Annotated in this window: 17 protein-coding genes and 1 pseudogene; 3 read left to right on the top strand and 15 right to left on the bottom strand. The window is 63.6% G+C overall.

Going from position 1 to position 19,533, the window contains the following annotated elements; all coding sequences use genetic code 11:
• Nucleotides 1-30 precede the first annotated feature (30 nt).
• The 15 genes from AB2B41_RS19150 to bchF form a co-directional block, all read right to left on the bottom strand.
• Nucleotides 31-600, bottom strand: a complete 570-nt coding sequence (locus AB2B41_RS19150) for a GNAT family N-acetyltransferase (RefSeq protein ID WP_367879433.1) — start codon at nt 598-600, stop codon at nt 31-33.
• Between the two features lie 57 nt (nt 601-657).
• Entirely contained in the window at nt 658-1,872 is a 1,215-nt protein-coding gene (hemA, locus tag AB2B41_RS19145) for a 5-aminolevulinate synthase (protein WP_367879432.1), read from the bottom strand.
• Entirely contained in the window at nt 1,862-2,662 is an 801-nt protein-coding gene (gene puhE / locus AB2B41_RS19140; RefSeq protein ID WP_367879431.1) for a putative photosynthetic complex assembly protein PuhE, read from the bottom strand. The genes hemA and puhE overlap by 11 nt, the downstream gene beginning before the upstream one ends.
• Before the next feature lie 9 nt (nt 2,663-2,671).
• On the bottom strand, nt 2,672-3,811 hold the full coding sequence (gene acsF, locus AB2B41_RS19135; protein WP_367879430.1) for a magnesium-protoporphyrin IX monomethyl ester (oxidative) cyclase: 1,140 nt from the start codon (nt 3,809-3,811) through the stop codon (nt 2,672-2,674).
• Nucleotides 3,808-4,104 carry a hypothetical protein gene (locus AB2B41_RS19130; RefSeq protein WP_367879429.1) on the bottom strand — a complete coding sequence of 99 codons (297 nt, stop codon included), beginning with the start codon at nt 4,102-4,104 and terminating at the stop codon, nt 3,808-3,810. The genes acsF and AB2B41_RS19130 overlap by 4 nt, the downstream gene beginning before the upstream one ends.
• A 24-nt stretch (nt 4,105-4,128) precedes the next feature.
• A complete protein-coding gene (puhC, locus tag AB2B41_RS19125) occupies nt 4,129-4,599 on the bottom strand; it encodes a photosynthetic complex assembly protein PuhC (protein ID WP_367879428.1) in 471 nt (156 codons plus the stop codon).
• A gap of 5 nt (nt 4,600-4,604) precedes the next feature.
• A complete protein-coding gene (puhB, locus tag AB2B41_RS19120; RefSeq protein WP_367879427.1) occupies nt 4,605-5,240 on the bottom strand; it encodes a photosynthetic complex putative assembly protein PuhB in 636 nt (211 codons plus the stop codon).
• Between the two features lie 56 nt (nt 5,241-5,296).
• Nucleotides 5,297-6,070, bottom strand: a complete 774-nt coding sequence (gene puhA, locus AB2B41_RS19115; RefSeq protein WP_367879426.1) for a photosynthetic reaction center subunit H — start codon at nt 6,068-6,070, stop codon at nt 5,297-5,299.
• Nucleotides 6,071-6,125: 55 nt separating this feature from the next.
• Nucleotides 6,126-7,553 (bottom strand): PucC family protein, encoded by a 1,428-nt coding sequence (locus tag AB2B41_RS19110; protein ID WP_367879425.1) that lies wholly within the window; start codon nt 7,551-7,553, stop codon nt 6,126-6,128.
• Nucleotides 7,550-8,218: a magnesium protoporphyrin IX methyltransferase gene (gene bchM, locus AB2B41_RS19105; RefSeq protein WP_367879424.1), complete on the bottom strand. Its 669-nt coding sequence runs from the start codon at nt 8,216-8,218 to the stop codon at nt 7,550-7,552. The genes AB2B41_RS19110 and bchM overlap by 4 nt, the downstream gene beginning before the upstream one ends.
• Nucleotides 8,219-9,115: a ferredoxin:protochlorophyllide reductase (ATP-dependent) iron-sulfur ATP-binding protein gene (bchL, locus tag AB2B41_RS19100; RefSeq protein WP_367879423.1), complete on the bottom strand. Its 897-nt coding sequence runs from the start codon at nt 9,113-9,115 to the stop codon at nt 8,219-8,221.
• Between the two features lie 51 nt (nt 9,116-9,166).
• A complete protein-coding gene (locus tag AB2B41_RS19095) occupies nt 9,167-12,727 on the bottom strand; it encodes a magnesium chelatase subunit H (RefSeq protein WP_367879422.1) in 3,561 nt (1,186 codons plus the stop codon).
• Nucleotides 12,699-14,258 carry a ferredoxin:protochlorophyllide reductase (ATP-dependent) subunit B gene (bchB, locus tag AB2B41_RS19090; RefSeq protein WP_367879421.1) on the bottom strand — a complete coding sequence of 520 codons (1,560 nt, stop codon included), beginning with the start codon at nt 14,256-14,258 and terminating at the stop codon, nt 12,699-12,701. Before bchB ends, AB2B41_RS19095 begins: the two co-directional genes overlap by 29 nt.
• 88 nt (nt 14,259-14,346) lie before the next feature.
• The gene (locus AB2B41_RS19085) at nt 14,347-15,642 is read right to left on the bottom strand and encodes a ferredoxin:protochlorophyllide reductase (ATP-dependent) subunit N (protein WP_367879420.1); all 1,296 of its coding nucleotides are present in this window, start codon (nt 15,640-15,642) and stop codon (nt 14,347-14,349) included.
• Nucleotides 15,639-16,127 (bottom strand): 2-vinyl bacteriochlorophyllide hydratase, encoded by a 489-nt coding sequence (bchF, locus tag AB2B41_RS19080; protein ID WP_367879419.1) that lies wholly within the window; start codon nt 16,125-16,127, stop codon nt 15,639-15,641. The genes AB2B41_RS19085 and bchF overlap by 4 nt, the downstream gene beginning before the upstream one ends.
• 253 nt (nt 16,128-16,380) lie before the next feature.
• Between bchF and AB2B41_RS19075 the strand changes: the two genes are divergently transcribed.
• The 3 genes and pseudogenes from AB2B41_RS19075 to AB2B41_RS19065 all read left to right on the top strand — a co-directional run.
• Complete coding sequence (locus AB2B41_RS19075; protein WP_367879418.1) at nt 16,381-17,202, top strand: cobalamin B12-binding domain-containing protein; 822 nt, start codon at nt 16,381-16,383, stop codon at nt 17,200-17,202.
• Entirely contained in the window at nt 17,199-18,620 is a 1,422-nt protein-coding gene (gene ppsR, locus AB2B41_RS19070) for a transcriptional regulator PpsR (RefSeq protein ID WP_367879417.1), read from the top strand. The genes AB2B41_RS19075 and ppsR overlap by 4 nt, the downstream gene beginning before the upstream one ends.
• A 226-nt stretch (nt 18,621-18,846) precedes the next feature.
• Nucleotides 18,847-19,251 (top strand): annotated as a pseudogene (locus AB2B41_RS19065) (transposase); the annotation flags it as partial.
• Nucleotides 19,252-19,533 lie beyond the last annotated feature (282 nt).

Below are 19,533 nucleotides of genomic sequence, written 5' to 3'. Positions count from 1 at the left end.
CCCGTCAACCAAGCGCAATGGCGTCTTTGGTCAACCTGCTTCTCGCCAGATCGCGATCTCGGTGGACTTTTCCGGCAGTGTTTTGAGGGGCAGGGGCAAAACCCATTCCTCCTCGGTTCCCGGCACCTCGCGATAGCCGCCGAAAAGGCGCAGCAGCGCCTGCATCCCCTCGTTCTCGTGATGCAGAAGCGCGGTAAAGCGCTCCACGCCGCGCGCCTGCGCCGCCCGCGCCAGCGTGCGCAGCAGCAGGGACCCGAGGCCGAGGCGCTGGTGACTGTCGATGATGGTCATCGCGAATTCCGCGTCTTTCGCCCCCTCCGACAGGCGCACGAAGCGGGCGGTGGCGATGGGCATATCGGCCTCCACGCCGATAGAGACCGCGCCGATGGCGAAATGCTCGTCGGTGTTTTCCTCGGTGAACCTGTCAAGCTCCGCCTCGGAAAGCGCGCGGTGGGGGGCCAGAAAGCGGAAAAAGCGCGACTGGGCCGAAAGCTTCTCGAAACCGTCCCGCATGAGCGGGCGGTCCTCTGGCCCGATTTCACGGATCAGCACGGTCTCGCCGTTGCGCAGCACGGCGCAGAGGGGAAGCGTCGAGGTCATGATGGCAGCCTAACCTAATCGGCCTTCCCCCGGTTCCTCAAATTGACGCGAGGTTCTTCATGCGACCGCGTGACTGATCGCGCATTGTCTCCACAGATGCGTCAGTGCATCGACCAGATAGGCGATGTCCTTGTCCGAATGCAGGGGCGACGGCGTAAAGCGCAGCCGCTCGGTGCCCTTTGGCACGGTGGGATAGTTGATGGGTTGGACGTAGATGCCCCATTCCTCCATCAGGTAGTCGGCCAGCATCCTTGTCTTGACCGGGTCCTTGATCATAACCGGGATGATGTGGCTGTCGTTCATCATGTGCGGGATGCCCGCCTGGTCGAGGAGTCGGCGCAGTTTGGCGACCTGCTCTTTCTGACGTTCACGCTCGACGCTGCTCTCCTTGAGGTGCCGGATGGACGTGCGCGCGGCGGCGGCGATGGCCGGGGGCAGGGCAGTGGTGAAGATGAAGCCGGAGGCAAAGCTGCGGATGAAGTCGCAGAGGGCCGCGGAGCCGGTGATGTAGCCGCCGACGACGCCGAAGGCCTTGCCGAGCGTGCCTTCGATCAGGGTGATGCGGTCTGCGAGACCTTCGCGTTCGCTGACACCGCCGCCGCGCGGGCCGTACATGCCGACCGCGTGGACCTCGTCAAGGTAGGTCATGGCGCCGAACTTTTCGGCCACTTCGACGATCTCGCGCATGGGGCAGATGTCGCCGTCCATGGAGTAGACGCTTTCGAAGGCGACGATCTTCGGAACGTTGGCGGGCAGGGCGGCAAGCTTGGCCTCCAGATCTGCCACATCATTGTGTTTCCAGATCACCTTTTGCGCGCGGGAATGGCGGATGCCTTCGATCATCGAAGCATGGTTGCCGCTGTCGCTGAGAATGACGCAATTCTCCAACCGGTTGCCCAGACAGGACAAAGCGGCCGAGTTAGAGACATATCCGGAGGTGAAAAGGAGCGCCGCGTCCTTGCCGTGCAGGTCCGCCAATTCGGCTTCCAGCAGCAGGTGGTCATGGTTGGTGCCCGAGATGTTGCGTGTCCCACCCGCACCCGTTCCGGTCCGTTTCACCGCCTCGCACATCGCGTCGATCACCTTGGGGTTCTGACCCATGCCCAGGTAGTCGTTGGAGCACCAGACGGTGACGTCCCGCTTCTCTCCGTCCACGTGGTTTGCGGCACGGGGAAACTTGCCCGCCTTGCGCTCCAGCTCGGCGAAATAGCGATAGTTGCCCTCTTGCTTGAGCTGGTCGAGTTGGGCTTGAAACAGGGCATCAAAGTTCATGGGTCCGGTCCTTCGTTGCATGTGGGCTTTCTGGCAGCATCCAGCGCCAGAGCTTGGCATCGGGCAGGGGTACCACCATCAGCCAGTGTTCGAGCGTGGCGAGGGTCGCCAGCGCGGTGAGCAGGGCGAAGCCGGCAAGGGCTTCGGGCGAGGAGGCCGAGACCATGCGCTCGGCGAAACAGGCGGCGGTGATCGACAGGAAGGTCACGCCGAGGGGGAAGGCCATGGTGATCGGGCCTTGCCGGAAGTAGCTTTTCAGGTGCTGTAGCGGCTGCGGTACGAATTCCGTGTTGATGCGCGGCACGCCGAAAAAGAGGTTCAGCTTGGCCGAGATGCGCGCCACGAAGAGGATCAGGTACGCCCAGAATCCGAAGGTGTTCTCGGTACCGGTTGTGATAACGACGATGGCCAGCAGTGCAAAGAGCAGCAGCAGTTCGTGATGGCTGATGGTATGCCAAGCGCGGGCGAAACGGGCCATGCCGGTCAGGCCGGGAGGGCAGGGGCGGCGTTCCGGGCCGGTGATGACACCGGCGAGGAAGGCCAGTTCGATCCAGCCCCAGATCAGCAGGGTGCTGCCGAAAGCGATGTAGACGTTCGCCAGCGTCAGTTCGGTGGCGGAGATGACCAGCCCTGCGGCCCCCAGCGCGAATAGCGGGATCGACAGGAACACGTTGCGGCCATGGGCCACGGCATCCCCCCCGTCCGCGCGGCGCACGACCAGCAGGATCGCCCCGGTGAAGAACCACCAGGCGAATACTGCGATCAATGCTGCGGTCCAGGGGGACGCCATTTCTTCTCCTCAATAGGCCGGTTGCAGGCGCGGGCTGTCCGGCACCTGGTTGGGCTTGGATGGGATCGTGTAGAGGCTGACAAAGGCTGTTGCGGCTTTTGCCATACCGCCGATGCGGCTGATCATGCCGCCCACACCGCCGCGCTTTTTCGCAGCGTCGATCTGGCGGCTGGCCGCCTCCATCCGGTCGAGGTTCTTGCGCCAGCGCGGGTGGTCGATGTCGAGCGTCAGCGGGAAGACCTGGCGCGAGATCTCGGAGGTCTTGCGGAACACCTCCTGACCGTACCAGGTGGTGTCTACGCCCAACGCCTCGTGGAACACCGGGCGCTGGTGATCGCGGACCCACATGGTCGAATAGACGGCTGTGAGGAAGAACTTGATCCAGAGCTTGTTGGTGAAGCTTTCCGTCAATTTAGGGTCTGTTTTCATCAGCAGGGCGAAGGCCTCGCCATGGCTGAACTCGTCATTGCACCATTCGCGGAACCACTTGAAGATCGGGTGGAAGCGATGCTCCGGGTGCGCCTCAAGATGGCGGAAGATGGTGATGTAGCGGGCGTAGCCGATCTTTTCGCTGAGGTATGTCGCGTAGTAGATGAACTTGGGCCGGAAGTAGGTGTATTTCTTTTGCTGCGTCAGGAACCCGAGGTTCACGCGGATGCCCGCCTCGCGCAGGGCATCGTTGATAAAGCCCGCGTGGCGTGCCTCGTCCCGCGCCATCAGCTGGAAGAGGGTGGTGATATCCTCATTGGCACCCCGGCGCTTCATCTCCTTGTAGAGCACGCAGCCCGAGAATTCGGCGGTGCAGGACGAGATCAGGAAGTCAATGAACTCGCGCTTCAGGCGCGGTTCCATCCCGTCCCAATCGACGTCGTCCCAGTCTTCGTTTTTCTGGAAATGGCCCCTGTTAGGATCTGCTTTCATCGAATTGATCAGCACGTCCCACTCATCACGCACGGAAGAGACGTCGATCGCGTCCATCTCGTCGAAATCGGTGGTGTAAAAGCGCGGCGTCAGCAGCGTGTTCTGCATCGCGACGGCTGTGGCCTCTTCAGAGGTGGTCACACCGGCGTCGAGCGCCTCTTGCGCGGCGAGGCCTTCTTCGGCGGTCTTGGCGTAGGCGGAATGCTTGATCGGGTTCTGGGCGTTCATGACAGCACCTCTTCGGAGAAGGAAAACTCGCAGAGTTCCATGAATTCGAAATCGCCCGTCATGCGGGTCCAGAGCTGTTCCAGCTTGCTTGCCCGGGTGATGGTGGCGGTGCGTTCTTCCTCGACGATCTGGCCGTAGGGGGCCATGATCTCGGCCCCGTGGACCAGCACGCTGTCACCGGGATAGACGACGGCGCCGTTGTTGAATTTCACATGGGCCGAGAGTTCCTCGAACCTGTGGCTGATGGTGACGGTGCAGGGGGCCGTCTCTTTGCTGCGTGTGATCAATCCCATGATGTTGTCCCTTTCATGAGTGCTTCAGTCGAGCAGCCTGGCGAAAGCTGCGATGTTGTCCTTGCCGTAACCGATCAGTTCGATGGACCAGTCAGTGGCAGGGTCGATGATGGCGGTGTGTCCGTTGGCAAAGCGGACAAGGCGCAGGTCGGGGTTGCCGGTGATGCCCTGAACCTTGCGCTCGCGGCTGATGGCGACCCAGATCACGTCGATGAAACCGGCGCGGCGCATCTGTGAATGGGCGATCTCGGCTCCTGACGCATCCAGCACGCGCACGCCGGCGTTTCGGGTGCCTTCCAGCGTGATGGCGCGTTCCGCCACCACGGGGCTGTCGGCGGGCACGCCGCGCAGGGGCTGGTCGGTCAGCACCGCAAAGCTTACCAGCGCAAGCGAGGCGACCATCAGGGCGAACATGGCCATGACGAGGACTCGGGGGACCATTTCGCGGTCGCGCATCTTCATCTGGTTGGCGAGTGATGAGGTTTGATGTGCCATGTCGGTTACTCCGCCGCGATTGGGTCTGCTGTGGGGGCGATGCGGGTGATCTGCGGCTCTGCCACGCGGGCCTCGGCCGTCTCGGCAAAGATCGCCGCGACGCGCTTGGCGTCGGGGATCGAGCGCAGCGCCGGTTGAGTGTGGGCAAAGCGCCATGGCCGCGTGTGCGGCCAGGTCATCAGGTAAGAGAGGCGGGTGTCGCCCAATAGCTCAAATGCGATGGTGCCCTTGCCGGAGCGGTGCATCATCAGCTCGGCATTCCTGATCTGCACATAAGGAAGGTTCAGCGTCATCGTCAGCGCCGCACCGATGCGCATGGCCACACGCTTGTTCGTGAGCGTGTAGATCGTGCTGCGCGCCTGGACGACGGCAATGGTGTAGAGAATCCCGCAGGCCAGCAGCCCGGCGATCAGAAAGGGGATGCCATGGCCCATGGCTTCGTTCAGCGGGTAGGCGGTGGAGGAGACCCCCACGCGCCAGACCGCCAGAACGATGAAGTAGCCAAGCACCCAGTTGAGTTTCCAGGCGTCCTTTGCCAGACGGAGGCTGTCTGGCCGACCCTGCCACAGGATGTGCTCGCCCTCGGGCAAGGCTTCCGGCAGGCCGGGGACGGGTTCGAACTTGAAGTCGTCGTGGTGCATGGCATTCATCCCTGTGTCTTGGCCGGGCCCCTGGCTGGAAGGCCCGGCGTCTGTGCTCAGATCACCGGCTCTTCACGGCTTGGGTGCGCGTAGAGCGTGCCGCCGCCGAAGTAGGCCATGATCTTTTCTTCCTCGAGCAGCGTGATCTCGCCGTCGCTCTTGATCGTCGGAATGCCGTCCACGTTGTGCGCGTAGAGCGACCGGATCACGACGCGGTCGGATTTGATCCTTGCGAAGTTCATCGGGATCAGCCGGATCTTGCCCGTGCCTTCGGGGTTCACGTCCATCACCAGATAGCGGACCATCTGTTCCGGCACGTCGACCCACATGTCAGTCACGCGGCCCACGACCTCGCCATCGCCGGTGACGACGGCCAAACCGCGCGGGTCGCGCCCGGCGGAGACGTGGAAATCGTCAAGCTTGGACAGCGGCTTGATCTTGGCGTGACCATGCGCGTCAAGCTCGGGCACGTCGCGGCGCGGGGCCCAGGATGCGGGGCCCACGCCGTCCATCATCGGATCACCCGTAGGCACATAGGGGCTGCCTGCGGCCTTGGCGGTGCGCTGGAGTGCCAGAACAGGCCGGTCGGGGTGCTGACCGCTGGGCACCCTCACCTCGCCCCGTCCATGCGGAAGGATGAAGGTCTTGTCCTTGGGCACCGGGAACGGGCCCTGGTTCGGCGCGATCTGCCCGTCATCGGTTTCGAGCGGGTAACCCTCGCGCATGTTTTCGGTCTGGAGGTAAAACACCAGCCCCGCGAAGAAGATCCAGAAGAGCCATATAGCGGCGCTCGCCAGATCGAAGTTTCCGAAGAATTCTACACCAACCATTTTATTGCCTCCGTGGTTTCGTGTGCCGCACCCGGAGGTGCGCCTTGGATCGGGTTTACGTTGGGAAATCCGCGAGCCCGATGGGACGGGACGCGGTTTCGGTGAGCGGGCGCGCCCGGACCAGCGGCCCGAGCGCGATGAGCGTTGCGAAAAGCAGCGCGATTTCGAGGTGGTAGACGACCGAATAGCCGGTGGTGGCGGATTGCAGCGCCTCTCCGAGCGCGCCGTTCAGGGCGGCGGCGTTGATTACGTCGCGCAGCGCGCCGCCAAAGAAGATCGAGACACCCGCGGCGGTGGCCTGTGCGGCGCCCCAGGCGCCAAGGGCCAGCCCCTTGCCCGCCGCGCCCTCGGTATCGAGGGCCATGGCGGAGGTGAGAGTGGAGACGGCGAAGAGCCCGCCGCCGATGCCGATGCCGAAGGCCCCGGCAAAGAACAGCGGTGCGGAGTTCATCGGGGCGGCGAAAATCACGGCGCAGAAGGCGATGAGCCCCATCAGGATGCCGCGCGCGGCCATGCGGTGAGGGTTGATGGCCTGCTTGAGCCATTTCGCGGCAAGCCCGAAGCCGATGAGCGCGCCAATTGCCCAAGCGGCCGTGAGGAGCGTGGTGGCCGAGACCGACAGGCCGAGGATTTCGCCGCCGTAGGGCTCAAGCAGCACGTCCTGCATGTTGAAGGCCAACGTGCCGAGGAAGACGACGACCAGCAGGCGCGTCGCCTCGGTGTCTTTCGTCAGATCCGCCCAGGCGTCGCGGAAAAGCGGGCGGGGCGCCTCGCGTTCCGCCTTGGTCATGGGGGCGACTTTTTCCTGTTTCCACAGCGCGACGATGTTGAGCAGGATGGTGACGACGGCAGCGCCCTGTACCACCTGAACGAGGCGTAAGGCGCTGAAATCACGTAGTAATGTGCCGATGAGGACGGCAGATAGCCCCATCCCGATCAGGAACATCACGTAGAGAAGGGCCACGACCTGCGGCCGTGTCTCTTCGCTTGCCCGGTCGGCGGCAAGGGCCAGACCGGCGGTCTGGGTCATGTGCATGCCAAGCCCGGTGAGCAGGAATGCCAGCGCCGCTCCGACCTCGCCCGCCCATGAGGGGCCAACGGCCTGATCGCCCGAAAGGACCAGCAGGCCCATGGGCATGATCGCGAGGCCGCCGAATTGCCAGAGCGAGCCGAACCAGAGGTAGGGGATCCGTTTCCACCCGATGGCGGAGCGGTATATGTCCGACCGGAAACCCAGAAGCGCCCGGAAGGGGGCGACGAGCACCGGAATGGCGATCATGATTGCGACGATGGTGGCTGCGACGCCCAGCTCAACGATCATCACGCGGTTAAGCGTGCCCAGCAGCATGACCGAGGCCATACCGACGCTGATCTGGAAGAGCGAGAGCCGCAGAAGCTGTCCCAGCGGAAGCTGGTCCGACACCGCGTCGGAGAATGGGAGCATCCTGAGGCTCGCGTTCTTGACGACGCTGCGCGGGATCATGGGCGGTACTCCAGCGCTTGGGAGATGTAGAAGCCCGAGGTGACACGTTCGATGTCGCGGATCGTGCCGGTTGAGAGTGCGGCGGCTAGTTCGCGGGCGGAATGCGGGATCATGACCGGCGAGCGGTCGGATCGCGGAAACAGCTTGCCCGCGCGCCACATCAGCATCAGGAGCGGCGTGCGCGGGGCGACGGTGAAGACCATGTTCTGGGTGAGGCGCGGGGCGAGGCCGTCGAGGATGCGGTCGATGTCGGGGGCGGTGTAGTAGATCAGGCTGTCCATCGCGACGACTTGATCGAAGGTTCCGTGGGCAGGGTCGAGCATGTCTCCGGCGCGGAAGGTGATCCGGTCGTGCAGGTTGTTGGGCGTGCGTTTTATAGCTATATCAATTAGTTGCGGGGAGATGTCGACGCCCAGCACCTCTGCGCCGCGTGAAGCGAGTTCGAAGGCGAGTGTTCCGGTGCCACATCCCGCATCGAGAACCCGTGCGCCGGTTAGGTCGGCGGGCAGTGCGTTCAGGATCACTTCGCGCATCCGGTCGCGGCCCGCGCGGACGGTGGCGCGGATGCCGGAAACTGGCGCGTCGGAGGTCAGACGCTCCCAGACCTTGGTCGCGGTGCGGTCGAAATAGGTTTCGACCCGGTTTCTTGTGGCTTCGTAGCTCACTCAGTCAAATCCCAGCAGTTCAAAGATCTCGCGATCTGGCAGTGGGGCAGGGGCCAGCGGTTCCGTCCCGTTCCAGAGCGTTTCGGCAAGGCGGATGTATTCCTTCTGAACCGCGGCGATGTCGTCATCGAGGTCCATCTCGAAGAGCGTCTTTTTCTTCAGGCGACTGCGGCGGATGGCGTCGAGGTCGGGCATATGCGCGATGCGGTTGAAGCCCACGGTCTTGCAGTAGCGGTCGACCTCGTCCGTGTCCTTGGAGCGGTTGGCCACACATCCGGCGAGCCGCACCTTGTAATTGTTCGACTTGGCCTGCACGGCGGCGATGATGCGGTTCATCGCGTAGATGCTGTCGAAGTCGTTCGCCGTGACAATCAGCGCCCGGTCGGCGTGTTGCAGCGGGGCCGCGAAACCACCGCAGACCACATCGCCGAGGACGTCGAAGATCACCACATCGGTGTCTTCCAAGAGGTGATGCTGTTTCAGCAGCTTCACGGTCTGGCCCACGACATAGCCGCCACAGCCGGTGCCTGCCGGTGGCCCGCCCGCCTCGACGCATTTCACGCCGTTGAACCCTTCGAAAACGAAATCCTCGGCGCGCAGTTCCTCGGGGTGGAAATCGACTTCCTTGAGGATGTCGATCACCGTGGGGACGAGGCTGCCGGTCAGGGTGAAGGTGCTGTCGTGCTTGGGATCGCAGCCGATCTGCAGCACGCGCTTGCCCAGCTTGGAGAAGGCGGCGGAGAGGTTCGACGATGTTGTCGATTTGCCGATCCCGCCCTTGCCGTAGACCGAGAACACCTTGGCCCCCTCGATCTTCATCGAGGCCTCTTGGTGCACCTGTACGGAGCCTTCGCCGTCCTGACCGCGCAGGTTGGGGGGTGTTCTGTCAAGTGCCATGGGGGCTCCTCTTTGCGCCCTTGCCGGGGCTCATCGGGTTCATGGGATACGTCATTCGGCGGCGATCCCTTCGAGTTGGTCTTCGATAGCGTCGGCTGCGGATTGCAGGGCGGCCAGTGTCTCCGCATCGGGCTGCCAGTAGTCGCGGTCGGAAGCCTCGAGCAGGCGGTTGGCCATGCGCATCGACGCCTGCGGGTTCAGGTCGGCGAGGCGTTTGCGCATCGCGCCATCCAGCACGAAGGTTTCCGACAGCCGCTGGTAGACCCAGGGGTCGACCTTGCCGGTCGTTGCGGACCAGCCGACGGTGTTGGTGATATGCGCCTCGATCTGGCGCACACCTTCGTGGCCGTGTTTCAGAAGCGGTTCGTAGAACTTCGGGTTGAGGGAGCGCGCGCGGGTCTCAAGGGCGACCTGATCCTGCAGCGTGCGCACGGTGGCCGCGCCGCGCGTCTGGTCGCCGATGTAGACAGGGGTGGTGTCGTCGCCCTTGGCGCGTTTGACGGCGGAGGCGATGCCGCCCAGCGTATCGAAGTAGTGGTCGACGGTGGTCACACCCAGTTCGACGGATTCAAGGTTCTGGTAGGCGAGATCGACGTTCTTCAGCGTGTCCTGCAGCAGGGCTGCCTGTTGGGACGCCTCTCCGTCCGTGCCGTATGCGAAGGATTTGCGCGCCTCATAGGCGTCGGCGAGGTCCGTGTCGTCGTCGAAGGCGGAGCTGTCGACGAGCTGGTTGACGTTCGAGCCGTAAGCGCCTTCGGCATTGGAGAAGACGCGGAGGGCGGCGGTCTTCAGGTCGCAATCATGGGCCTTCATGAAGGCGAGCGCGTGCTGCCGGATCGGATTCAGCGCTTCCGGCTCATCGGCTGCGGCACATTGGTAGGCGGCGTCGGCCAGGAGTTTCGTCTGCAGCGGCAGCAGGTCGCGGAAGATGCCCGACAGGGTCATCACCACGTCGACGCGGGCGCGGCCGAGGTCATTGAGCGGGATCAGGTCTGCGCCGCAAAGACGGCCGTGGCTGTCAAAGCGCGGCTTGGCGCCCATGAGCGCCAACGCCTGCCCGATGGGACCGCCGGAGGATTTGATGTTGTCGCTGCCCCAAAGGACCAAGGCAACCGTGCGCGGCAGGGTCCGGTGCGTTTCGATCAAAGCCTGCGCCTGTGCCGCGCCATCGGCCATTGCAAAGGCCGTGGGCATGCGGAAGGGGTCGAAAGCGTGGATGTTGCGGCCCGTGGGCAGAATTTCCGGCGCGCGGATCACGTCGCCGCCGGGGACGGGGGCGATGTATTGGGCGTTCAGCGCGCGCATGAGGGCGGGGAGTTCGTTGTCTTGGGCGAGGGTCGCGGCAGTGGCGTGGCGGTCTTCCTCGCTGTCAAAGCTCATCAGGTTCAGCAGGTCCGCACGCTGGTCGCCCGTCAGCGGCTTGCCGACGATGTGAAGGCCATCCGGGATCAGCGCCGCTTCGGTTTCCAGCAGTTTCAGCCAGAGGGTATCGGGTTCCGCGCCGTCAAGGTTCACCGTCTCGGCCTGTGCGGCGATCAGATCGCGCAACTCGTTCCGCGCGGGATCGCCGGAGGGCAGGGCGCGGAAACGTTGCAGACTGTCCTTGAGGTCGGCCAATCCCCGATAAAGGCCGGCGGCCTGTAGGGGCGGCGTGAGGTGTGTCACCGTCACCGCGCCCGCGCGGCGCTTGGCCAGCGTCGCCTCCGAGGGGTTGTTCGCGGCGTAGAGATAGATATTCGGCAGGTTGCCCATCAGCCGTTCGGGCCAATCCGCGCCTGAAAGGCCGTTTTGCTTGCCCGGCATGAATTCCAGCGCGCCATGCATGCCGAAATGCAGGACGGCGTCGGCCCCGAAATCGTGCTTGAGGTACTGGTAGAAGGCGCTGAAGGCGTGGGTCGGGGCAAAGCCACGCTCGAAAAGCAGGCGCATCGGGTCGCCCTCGTAGCCAAAGCCGGGCTGGACGCCGACGAAGATGCGACCGAACTGCGCGCCGAGGATGAAAACCTCGCGGCCGTTTGACTGTACCTTCCCGGGGGCGGGGCCCCAGGTCGCCTCGATTTCCTCCAGCCATGGTGTGCGTGAGACGATCTGGTCCGCGCTGACGGTGGCGGCGATGTTGGCTTCCTGCCCGTAGGTGCGCGCGTTGCCTTCGAGGACGGCCTTGCGCAACTCATTGACGGTTGCCGGCGGCTCAAGGTCATAGCCTTCCGTCTTGAGGCGGTGCAAGGTATTGAAAAGGCTTTCGAAAACACTTAGATAGCCGGCGGTCCCGACGGCCCCGGCGTTGGGCGGGAAGCCGAAAAGAACGACGGCAAGGTTCTTCTCGGCGTTCTTCTTTCGGCGCAGCGTGGCAAGGCGGTGGGCCTTTTCCGCCAGCGCCTCGATACGTTCGGGGCAGGGGGCCATGGCCTTGACATCGCCCCGTGCCGGACAGCGCACCGCGCAGCCGTCGCATCCGTCCTGTCCATGCCGACCCGCAAAGACCGTGGGATTTGCCGCGCCGTCGATTTCTGGCAGGGCGATGAGCATGGTGGATTCAACCGGGCTCAGGCCCTGATTGCCCGTTGCCCATTGCCGCAACGTCTGGAATTCCAGCGGTTGCGCGGTGAGGTAGGGAACATCGAGTTTCTGCAGCGCGTCGACGGCGGCATCGCTGTCGTTATAGGCCGGGCCGCCGACAAGGGAGAAACCGGTGAGCGAGACAAGCGCGTCGACCTTGCCGAAATAGGCCTCCATCGCGGGCCGTCCGTCGAGCCCGCCTGCGAAGGCGGGAATAACGCGCATGCCCTGCGCCTCGAAGGTGCGGATGACATGGGCGTAATGCGCCGTGTCACCGGCGAGGATGTAGCTGCGCAGCATCAGCAGGCCCACGGTAGGGCCATCGCCGCGTGCGGGCAGGTCCGTGACGTCGGTGGTGATGCCGGTGCCGGGCAGGTCCGGGTGGTAGAGGCCGACGTCGGGGTAGTCGATGGGCAGCGCCGCGTGTGTGCCGCGCCACCGGGGCCGTGAGGCATAGCGGGAGATGAGGAAACGGATCAGGCTTTCGATATTCTCGTCCGACCCGCCCAACCAGTATTGCATGGCAAGGAACCAGGCGCGCAGGTCCTGCGACTTGCCGGGGATGAGACGCAGGAGTTTCGGCAGGCGCCGCAGCATTTTCATCTGGCCTGCGCCCGAACTGCCGTTCTTGCTGGCCGGTTTCAGCTTTTTCAGAAGCGCCATGGCGCCCGAGGCAGGGCGCGACATGTCGAGGTCGCCCATACGGGTGAGTTGCACGATCTCCTGGTCGGCGATGATGCCAACCATGGCGTCGCAGTCTGCGCGGCGAGCCTTGAGGTCCGGCAGTATCGCTTTGATGTGATCTTCAAGGAAGATGACCGAGGTCACGATAATGTCGGCGCGGGCAATGTCGTCGCGGGCGGCCAGAAGGGCGGCGGGGTCCTTCTCCCATTCCGCGGCAGCGTGAATGGCGAGATGCAGTCCGGGGAAATCCTGCGCCAGACGCGGCGCTGCGCGCGCGGCGGGGCCCGCCGCGTGGCGGTCCAGCGTCACCAGCGCGACGCGGTAGAGGATATGCGTCACGTCATCGCGCAAAATGGGCCTTTGCCTCATAAAGGGTATCGAGGGAGATTTCGTGCAGGCCCTGATCGGCCGCGAATTTCTCGGTATTGCGCCGGGCCTTGCCGCGCACGAAGAAAGGTATTTTCTTCAGCTCCTGCTCAGCCCGGTCCAGCCAGATGACCTCTCCCGGCTTCATCTTTCCATTACAATTCCGGGGGGAATCGGCCTCCGGCCGATGGGGGGCTGCCCCCCCTGCGACGCCCGCCGCAGACGCATGGACGCCGTGATGCGAGGGACCGGCCGCATCGTGGAATTCGAAATCCTCGCGGAACATGTGCAACAGATGCTCTTCCAGCCCCATGACCAGCGGGTGGATCCAGGTGTCGAAGATGACGTTCGCCCCCTCGAACCCCATCTGGGGAGAGTAGCGGGCGGGAAAGTCCTGCACGTGCACCGGGGCGGAGATCACCGCGCAGGGGATACCGAGGCGTTTGCCGATGTGGCGCTCCATCTGGGTGCCAAGGATCATCTCGGGCTGCAGCGCCTCGATGGCGCGCTCGACCTCGAGGTAGTCGTCGGTGATCAGTGGCTCGACGCCGAATTCCTTCGCCAGGGCGCGGACGGGGCGGGCGAATTCGCGGTTGTAGCAACCAAGGCCCGCCACCTCGAACCCCATCTCGTCGCGGGCGATGCGGGCGGCGGCCTGGACATGGGTGCCGTCACCGAAGATGAAAACGCGCTTGCCGGTCAGATAGGTGGAATCCACGCTGCGCGACCACCAGGTCTGGCGCAGGCCCCGGTCGTCGATCGGGGCGGTGGAGCCAGAGAGGTGGCGCACCTCCTCGATGAAATCCCGCGTGGCGTTCACGCCCAGCGGTACGGTTTTGGTGTAGGGCTGATCAAAGGTCCGTTCGCAGAAGCGGGCGGCCTGTTCCCCGGTTTCGGGGTAGAGCAGCACGTTGAAATGGGCCTGGCCCATTGTCGCGATGTCGGAGGGGGTAGCACCCATCGGAGCCGTCACGTTGACCTCGATCCCAAGCTCGTAGAGCAGGTTGGTGATCTCGGCCACGTCGTCGCGGTGGCGGAAGCCGAGGGCGGTGGGGCCGAGGATGTTGCAGGAGACGCGCGGTGTTTTTTCCATTGGCCTGGCCAGATGGCGGACGATCTGGAAGAAGGTCTCATCCGCGCCGAAGTTCTCCTTGCGCTGGTAGCTGGGGAGTTCCAGTGGGATCACGGGGATCGGCAGCCCCATGGTCTCGGCCAGTCCGCCGGGATCGTCCTGGATGAGTTCCGCCGTGCAGGAGGCGCCGACGATGATCGCTTGCGGTTTGAAGCGGTCGTAGGCGTCCTGGCAGGCTTTCTTGAAGAGTCCCGCCGTGTCGGAGCCCAGATCACGGGCCTGGAAGGTGGTGTAGGTGACCGGCGGGCGGTGATCGCGGCGTTCGATCATCGTGAACAGCAGATCGGCATAAGTGTCGCCCTGGGGGGCATGCAGGACGTAGTGCAGCCCGCGCATCCCCGTTGCGACCCGCATGGCACCGACGTGGGGCGGGCCTTCATATGTCCAGACGGTGAGCTTCATGTCCGGCCCCCGCGCCTTCGGCTGTCGTCGGACCGGGGCGCTGCCCCGGCCCCCGGAATTCTAGGGGAAAGATGAAGGTGGGACGGGGTCATTCCGCGGCGACCTCCGCGCTTCTTGTGAGGAGGGACTTGCGGTGCAGAGGGCGGGCGAAGAGGGCGGCGAGGTCGCCGGCCTGTTCGTAGAAATGGACGGGTGTGAAGACCAGTTCGATGGCCCATTTGGTGGAGAGGCCCTCGGCCTCGAGCGGGTTGGCGAGACCGAGGCCGCAGACGGTAAGGTCGGGCCGCGCGGCGCGGCAGCGGTCAAGTTGCAGGTCGACATCCTGGCCTTCGGAGATCTGGGGCCCTTGCGGCAGCAGGTCGAGGTCCGGGCCGTGCAGGGCGTCGTGGATGTAGGGCATGCCCACCTCGATCGCGCTCATCCCGCATTCGCGGATCAGGAAGCGGGCTAGGGGCACCTCGATCTGGCTGTCGGGGAAGAAGAAGATGGACTTGTCGCGCAACGGCGCGCTGGCCTGGGCGATGGCGGCGCGGGCGCGGCGGCGGGGGGCCTCGGTGACCGCGGCGAAGCGGTCGTCCGGGACGCCGAATTCGGCGGCGATAGCGGCAAGCCAGGCGGTTGTGCCTTCCTCTCCGAAGGGGAAGGGGGCGGCGATGTGGCGGGCGCCGCGGCGGATCAGGGCGGCGTGGGTGTCGCCGAGAAAGGGTTGGGTGAGGGCGAAGGCGGTGTTGGGGCCGATCCCCATCTCGGTATCGATGGACTGGGCGGGCAGGACACGCACGCGGCCGACGCCAAGATCGCCGAGCAGGGCCAGCATCTGGTCTTCGACCACGTCCGGCAGGGCACCGACCACCAGCAGCTCGCGCTCGTCGGTTTCGGGCAGCACCGGAACCATCGCGGCGAGGCAGGCATCCTCGCCTTGGGTAAACGTCGTCTCGATGCCAGAGCCGGAGTATTCGAGCACGCGGACCCTCGGCGCGAATTGCCGGGTCAGCCGTTCGGCGGCGCGGCTCAGATCAAGCTTGATGACCTCGGAAGGGCAGGAGCCCACGAGGAACAACTGGCGGATGTCGGGGCGGCGGGCGAGAAGTTGCGCGACCGTGCGGTCAAGCTCCGCATGGGCGTCGTTGAGACCCGCTAGATCCGTTTCTTCGAGAATCGCCGTCCCGAATCGCGGTTCGGCGAAGATCATCACGCCCGCGGCACTTTGCAAAAGGTGCGCGCAGGTGCGGGAGCCCACCACGAGAAAGAAGGCATCCTGGATTTTCCGGTGCAACCAGATGATGCCGGTCAGCCCGCAGAAGACCTCGCGCTGCCCGCGCTGCTTGAGCACTGGGGAAGAGCGGCAGCCGGTGGTCGGGGGCGGAGCGAATTGATCGGTCATGCGGCGGCCTCCGACTGAAGGCGCGCGGCGCGGAGTTTCCAGACGAACTGGCCTGCGTTGATCACGTAGGCGGCATAGGCCGCGAGCGCGATCACGATCAGCGTCATGGGCGACCATCCCGTCCAGAAAAGACCAACGATATAAAGGGTATGCAGCGCGATCACCGCGAAGCTGAAGACGTCCTCCCAGAAGAAGGCGGGGGCAAAGAGCCACTGGCCGAAGACCACCTTTTCCCAGGCCGCGCCGGTCACCATGATGAGGTAGAGAAAGCCCGTCTTGACCACGATCGACCAGGTGGCGATCGCATATCCCTCACCGCTGATCAGGTAGCGGCAGACAAGGGCGAGAGAGACCAGGAAAACGAGGAACTGCAAGGGAGCCAGAATGCCCTGAACCAGCGTCCATGGGGTGGCATCGCGCCGCTCTTTCTGGGCGGGCGTATAGAGCGGTTTGCGGACCGTAGCGCTGCCGCGATTGCCTTTCATGGCTCCCCCTTGGTGAAAGTGTCAGGAAGAAATCTCGCAGGAAGAGGGCAATGTGTCAACTTTCATTTACAGATTGACGAGGGCATGACATTTGAGGGCCAGGCCATAAAAAATCAATAAAGACATTTGGTTAGTCGCGTTCTTCAGCATTCTGTCAATATAATTTGACATTCAGGGGCGGCTCAGGGACGATATTGGGTGAATTGCGCCTAAAACTGCCCATCCCATCGCATCATCTGTCAGGGAGACAGGCATGCCATTTAGCCAAAGACCTGACAACGCGGGCACCCTTGAAGGGGTGAACCGGGTCGCCTGGCGGGCCCTTTCCACGGTGCTTCCGCAGGGCGGCGGATCGGACGGGTCCGCGCGCAAACCGCTCGAGACCTATCTGGACCAGATGATGGAGGCGAGCCTGCATGCGGCGCCGTTGCGGCTTGGCGAGGTGGTCAAGAACATGCGCCGTGCGCGCATCAGCGGGCTGCAGATCGCGGAAAGTTACGTGCCCATCGTTGCGCGGCGTCTCGGCGATGCCTGGCTTGCCGATACGCTCGACTTTTCCGCGGTGACAATCGGCGCGGCGCGGCTCCAGGGACTGCTGCGGCGGCTTGGCAGCGACTGGGATCATCCGCGCGGGGCCGATGTTGAAAGCCCGCCCGCCTATCTTGTGGGCGTGCCGGAGGGCGTGCAGCACACTCTCGGCGCTATGGTGCTTGCAGGGCAGTTGCGCCACCGGGGGCTTTCGGTCCATCTCGATCTCGAAATGACGCTGGAGAGCCTTGCGCGGCAGGTGCGCAACGAACGCTATTCCGGCGTGATGATATCGACTTCTTCGCTCGACAGTCTTGAATCCTGCCGAAGATTGGTGGCATGTTCCAAGAACGAAAGCCGGGGCACGCCGGTAATTATCGGCGGTATCGTTCTGCATGTAGACAAAGACATAATGTCCCACACCCGGGCGGATATTCTCACATCGGATATCTACGAGGCGCTGCATTTCTGCGACATGTGCGCGGCCACAGAGGGTGCCGGAGCGGCGGGTCCTTGCGATTACATCGACAGGAGAGCGGCCGAATGATGTCGCAGGGCGAGATGACCTGGACCAGCGGCCTGATCCCGATGATCGAGCCCGAGATCGTCTCGGAAATCATCTCGCGCATTGCGGACGTCGCCCTTGTCATATCGAGCACGGGCAAGGTGCTCGGTGTGCTCAGCAACCCCAACTCCAAGATGCAATATGCCTTCTCGCGCTGGGAGGGGCAGCCGCTGAGCGCGCATCTGACCGTTGAATCCGTCCCCAAGTTCGAGGAGCGGCTGGCGCAATTCATCAACGGTCACGACGGCCTCGTGCGTCCTGTCGAATTGAACCACACCGCGTCCAGGGACCAGGACGAGTTTCCGGTGCGCTACAGTTTCCACCGCATCGGCACCGACGGGGCGATCCTGCTGTTGGGACAGGACCTGCGGCCGGTCGCCGAGATGCAGCAGCAGCTTGTTGCGGCGCAGATCGCGCTTGAGAAGGACTACGAGGCACAGCGCGAATACGACACGCGCCTCCGGGTGCTGATGAGCGCGACGCAGGACGGCACGCTGTTTCTGTCGGCGGGATCGGGTGAGATAACTGACTGCAATCCTTCGGCCGTATCGCTCCTTGGCGTCTCTCGGGGAGAAATCCTCGGCCAGAGCTTGCCGGACCTGGTGGAGCCGGTTGAGAGCGGCAAGCTGCTCGAGGTGCTTGGCCGCGCGGCGAATGCCCAGACGGGGCAGGGCGTGCGGGTCAAGACCGGCGGCGGACGGGAGCTGAACCTGCGGGCGACGCTTTTCCGGGCCACGGGCGAGCAAATGATGCTGTGCCAGCTGCACGACGTGGAAGGCGCCTCGGTACGCTCGGACGCTCTGGAGGAGCATCTGACCGGCCTGTTCGAACGAGGTGCGGACGGTATCGTTTTCATCAACAAGTCGGGCGCCGTGCTGAGCGCCAACGACGCCTTCATGCGGCTGACGGATGTGGTGCACACCCAGGCGGTCAAGGGGCGCACCATCACCGATTTCCTCGGGCGGGGCTCCGTCGATCTGAACGTGATCTGCGAGAACGCCACCCGGACCGGGGCAATGCGGCTTTATGCGACGCGTCTGATCGGTGAGAACGGGGTCGAGATCCCGGTCGAGATCGCCACGACCCTGCTTCACGGGGGGCTGGAGCCGGTCTTTGCCATGGTGATCCGCGATGCAAGCCGCGCCGAAATGGTGCGCAAGTCCAGCCAGCAGATCACCGATGTCGACATGCGTTCTGTGATCGAACTGATCGGCAGCCAGACGCTCAAGGGCATCGTGGCCAAGACCACGGACGTGATCGAGAAGATGTGCATCGAGACGGCGGTTGAGCTGACCTCGAACAACCGTGTCGCCGCCGCCGAGATGCTGGGGCTGTCGCGCCAGTCTCTTTATGTCAAGCTGCGCAAGTACGATCTTTTGAAGAAAGAGCACGACGGGTAGCGCGCCGTCACACAGAGGCTGCCCAAAACCTTTGCGTTTTCACAGGCGTGAAGCGTATGACCTTTCGAGAGCGGCAATCTTAAGTTGCATCTCCGGTGAAAAAAGTTACCCAGACCGGAATTCCGTCTTTTTTGCATTGCGTGTCCCTTATGGTCGTTTGACACTGGGACATCGGGTGGGGGCGCTGCCGTCCCGCGCGCCCGGCATGAGGGACAAGAGTTGGGGAAAAGCCAAGGGCCATCTGCACGACATCTGGTAAGCCGAGACAAAAGCCGAGGCGAACGTCGCCTTCGATTTCTTCATCGGAACCTACGGTGTGAAATGGGACAAGGCCGTCGCCAAGCTGGTCAAGGACAGGGACGCGCTTCTGACCTTCTACGACTTCCCGGCAGAACACTGGAAGCACATCCGGACATCAAATCCGATCGAAAGCACCTTCGCCACCGTCCAGCATTGCACAAAACGCAACAAGGGGTGCCTCAGCCGCAAGACCGGACTGGCCATGGCCCACAAGCTGATGATGTCCGCCCAGAAGAAATGGCGAAAACTCGACGGCCAAAATTGCCTGCCCGAGATCATCCAAGGGGTTGAGTTCCGCGACGGTCTCCGCCACCTTCAAACCGCCGCCTGATCAAGCGTCACCAACTTCTGCGCATATCTCCATCGCGCTGCTCAATGCAACCGATCTGCGCCGTGCCATTAACCAGATAAAAAGGGGCGTGTTGTTCTGAATAGAACGCACCTTTGAGCGCAGACGTCAAAGTAAAAGGTCTACACTACAAAAGCCCACCCTGTTGACGTAAGGTAAGCTTTACGATTTCTACTTGCCACTCATGATTGATTTTCCATCTATTGGAGATAAACCACCGGCTTCCAGCCGGTCCGCTTCAGCGTCTTCGTTGATGATCTCTCC

The organism is Sulfitobacter sediminis, from assembly GCF_040811725.1.
Lineage (GTDB): Bacteria > Pseudomonadota > Alphaproteobacteria > Rhodobacterales > Rhodobacteraceae > Sulfitobacter > Sulfitobacter sediminis.
The sequence above is the reverse complement of the archived record's forward strand: the minus strand, read 5'-3'. Positions and strand labels throughout refer to the sequence as shown.